The sequence below is a fragment of the Stenotrophomonas sp. P5_A8 genome, assembly GCF_056400545.1.
In genome coordinates this window covers 1-3131 of sequence record NZ_JBFULB010000403.1, presented here as the reverse complement: position 1 = coordinate 3131, position 3131 = coordinate 1, and the positions used below count along the sequence as shown (strand labels likewise).

At 68.7% G+C, this 3131-nt stretch carries 4 protein-coding genes; all 4 read left to right on the top strand.

Annotated features, from left to right (window positions below; translation table 11 throughout):
* Positions 1-505 (top strand): DALR anticodon-binding domain-containing protein (locus AC1DQP_RS18715; RefSeq protein ID WP_478052225.1); only part of this gene is annotated, 505 nt, incomplete at its 5' end.
* Between the two features lie 18 nt (positions 506-523).
* The gene (locus AC1DQP_RS18710) at positions 524-1393 is read left to right on the top strand and encodes an SPOR domain-containing protein (protein WP_478052224.1); all 870 of its coding nucleotides are present in this window, start codon (positions 524-526) and stop codon (positions 1391-1393) included.
* Positions 1394-1789: 396 nt separating this feature from the next.
* Positions 1790-2569 carry a helix-turn-helix domain-containing protein gene (locus AC1DQP_RS18705; RefSeq protein WP_457321671.1) on the top strand — a complete coding sequence of 260 codons (780 nt, stop codon included), beginning with the start codon at positions 1790-1792 and terminating at the stop codon, positions 2567-2569.
* A gap of 71 nt (positions 2570-2640) precedes the next feature.
* Positions 2641-2997 carry a VOC family protein gene (locus tag AC1DQP_RS18700; RefSeq protein ID WP_457321669.1) on the top strand — a complete coding sequence of 119 codons (357 nt, stop codon included), beginning with the start codon at positions 2641-2643 and terminating at the stop codon, positions 2995-2997.
* Positions 2998-3131: the final 134 nt, after the last annotated feature.

The window sequence follows — 3131 nt, the reverse complement described above, 5'->3', positions numbered from 1 at the left end:
GACCCTGCGTGACCTGATCGAAGAAGCCGGCCGCGATGCGACCCGCTGGTTCCTGATCGCGCGCAAGCCCGATTCGCAGCTGACCTTTGATATCGACCTGGCCCGCGCGCAGAGCAACGACAACCCGGTGTTCTACGTGCAGTATGCGCACGCCCGGGTGTGCAGCCTGCTGCGCCAGGCGCAGGAGAAGGGCCTGAGCTACACGCCGGGCGAAGGCCTTGCCGGCATGGCCTCGCTGAGCGACGACGCCTCGCTGTGGCTGATGGTGGAAATGTCGCGCTTCCCGGAAGTGGTGGAAGCGGCCGGTATCGCGCTGGAACCGCACCTGATCGCGCAGTATCTGCGTGAATTGGCGCACGCCTTCCACACGTGGTATCACGGCACGCAGGTGCTGGTGGCTGACGATGCCGAGCGCAATGCCAAGCTCACGCTGGCGTGCGCGGCGCGCCAGGTGCTGGCCAATGGTCTGAACGTCCTGGGCGTTTCCGCCCCGGAAAAAATGTAAGCAGTGGAGAAGCAGTAAATGGCAGCACGACGCGGCAAGAGCCAGGCACGGCGCAACAGCAGCCAGGGCACACCGGGATGGGTGTGGCTGGTTGCGGGTGTGGCGATTGCGGCCGTGGTGTTTTTGGCGGCACCGAACCTGTTCAAGAACGACGGTGATGGCTTCCTGCGGGTTGGCCCGCAGCCGAACCCGAACGCCCAGCCGGCCCCGGTAAGCGACGCCGATACCGACGTGGGCGCGGAGCTGCCCAAGCCGGGTGCGGCGGCCAAGCCTGCCGAACCGGCCAAGCCGGCCACGCAGTACGACTTCTACACCCTGCTGCCCGGCAAGGAAGTGGAAATGTCCGATGCGGAGCTGGCGGCCAGCGCGCGTGCGGAAGATCAGCGCCGCGCCAAGGCCGAGGCGCAGCGCGCGCAGGCGGCGTTGGAAGGCCGTCCGTTGCCACCGGCACCGGCGCCGACCAGCACCGCCGCAACCACCTCGCCTGCGGCAGTGAGCACCGCCCCGCTGCCCGCCCCGGTGGCGGAACGCCCGGCAGCAACCACGGCTCCGGCGACGACGCCGGCGCAGACGGCAGCGGCTACTCCGGCGGCACCGAAGCCGGCGGCTGCTGCGGCGACGCCTGCTGCTGCGGCGGCTGAGCCGGCGGCCAGCAACGTGCGCTATATCCTGCAGGCCGGCGCGTTTGGTGCGTCTGGCGACGCCGAGGCGACCAAGGCCAAGCTGGCGATGATCGGTTTGGCGGCGCGGGTGGAATCGGCGCAGATCAACGGCAAGACGGTGTATCGCGTGCGCATGGGGCCGTATGGCAGCGCGGGTGAGCTGGCGGAGGCCAAGCAGAAGCTGGATGGGACCGGGCTTCAGGCGATGGCAATCAAGGCGCAGTGAGTGGCGCTGCAGGATTTTTGAAGACGCCGGGCTTGCCCGGCGTCTTTTTTTGTGGCGAAGAGCAGCCGAGCATGGCTCGGCTCTACCCTTCTCTCGGGAGTAAGCGCGCGGGCGGGTAGTGCCGAGCCATGCGCGGCAACCGCTTCTCTTGGGGATCAACGCGCGTTTGGTAGTGCCGAGCCATGCTCGGCAACCGCGCAATGCGCGGTGCGTGCGTCCGAAGACCTGCGGCCTGAACACACCGGGGTTCACACCGGAGTTCAGTGCACGGCGGGCGCGTGGACCATGCGTTGGTACGGGCGGAGCGAAGGGCAGCCGAGCATGGCTCGGCTCTACCTGCTCCCGGGAATTAACGCGCGTTCGGTCCGGCGTCCGGTGATGCGTTATCGTCCGCGCATGTCTTCCCGTCCTAATCCTGCGGAACTTCCCAGCGTTGCCGGGGCTACCGGTCGCTACCGCGAGTGGGCGCCGCCGGCTGCGCTGCGCGGCAGCTTCGGGCAGCTGTGGCGCAGCGATCTGCCGGTGGGCCACAGCGGTGAGGTGGCGGTGCTGCCCGATGGTTGCGTGGACATTCTCTGGCGCGATGGGCGGCTGTTTGTGGTGGGCCCGGACGTGGTGGCCGCGCACCCGCAGTTGACGCCCGGTGCGCAGGTGTTGGGCGCGCGGTTTCAGCCGGGTGCGGCGCAGGCATGGTTGGGGCTGCCGCTGTCGGAGATCGTGGGGACGGCGGTGGCGTTGGAGGACGTGCTGGGCGTGCGGGCGCGGCGGATGGCGGCGCGGTTGAACGCGGTGGGCGATAGCGAGGTGCGGCAGCAGGTGTTCGCGCTGGAGCTGGCCGGGCTGGCTGGCAATGGCACGGCCGATGCCGCGGCGGCGCAGGTGTTTGCCCAGGTGCGTGCGGGGAATATGGACCTGGCGGCGGTGTCTACGGCGCTGCAGCTGAGTACGCGCAGCCTGCGCCGGTTGTGCCATGCGCAGTTCGGCTACGGGCCGAAGATGCTGGAGCGGATCCTGCGCCTGCAACGGGTGCTGCGTTTGGCGCGGGCGCGGCCACGCGACAGCCTGGCGGCGCTGGCGTTCGACGGTGGCTACGCGGACCAGTCGCACCTGAGCCGGGAAGTGCGGGCGCTGGCCGGAATCGGTGCGGCCGAACTCTGCGCGCAGTGGCGCGGCTGACTGGCCGTTTTGTTCAAGACAGACGCGCGGAAACTGGCGATGCTGGTGCTCCTTTCAATACGAGAACAGCGATGAGCACAGCACACGGCAACGATCGCCGCATCGACAACATCGAATTCAACGTGGCCGATATCGCCCGCAGCAAGGCGTTCTATGGGGCGGTGTTTGGCTGGTCGTTCACCGATTACGGCCCGGGCTATACCGAGTTCGACGATGGCCGGTTGCGCGGTGGGTTCACCACGGACGAGCCGGTGCGCGCGGGTGGGCCGTTGGTGATTCTGTATGCCGATGACCTGGCGGCCACGCAGCAGCGGGTGGAAGCGGCCGGGGCGGAAATCTGCCGGGCGGCGTTCGATTTTCCCGGCGGGCGGCGGTTTCATTTCCGCGATCCGGATGGGTATGAGTTGGCGGTGTGGACGGCCGCCTGAGGTAGAGCCGACCGTTGGTCGGCTGCCGTCTGAGGGCGCGTGCGCCGCGCGGTATGCGCCAAGAGCAGCCGAGCATGGCTCGGCTCTACCGGGATGCCGCGCCCCGGAGGGTAGAGCCGAGACAGGAGCAGCCG

Excerpts from the sequence above, each read along its gene's own strand:
- AC1DQP_RS18705 (WP_457321671.1), top strand. The coding sequence starts at position 1,790 with ATGTCTTCCCGTCCTAATCCTGCGGAACTTCCCAGCGTTGCCGGGGCT.
- AC1DQP_RS18710 (WP_478052224.1), top strand. The coding sequence starts at position 524 with ATGGCAGCACGACGCGGCAAGAGCCAGGCACGGCGCAACAGCAGCCAG.
- AC1DQP_RS18700 (WP_457321669.1), top strand. The coding sequence starts at position 2,641 with ATGAGCACAGCACACGGCAACGATCGCCGCATCGACAACATCGAATTC.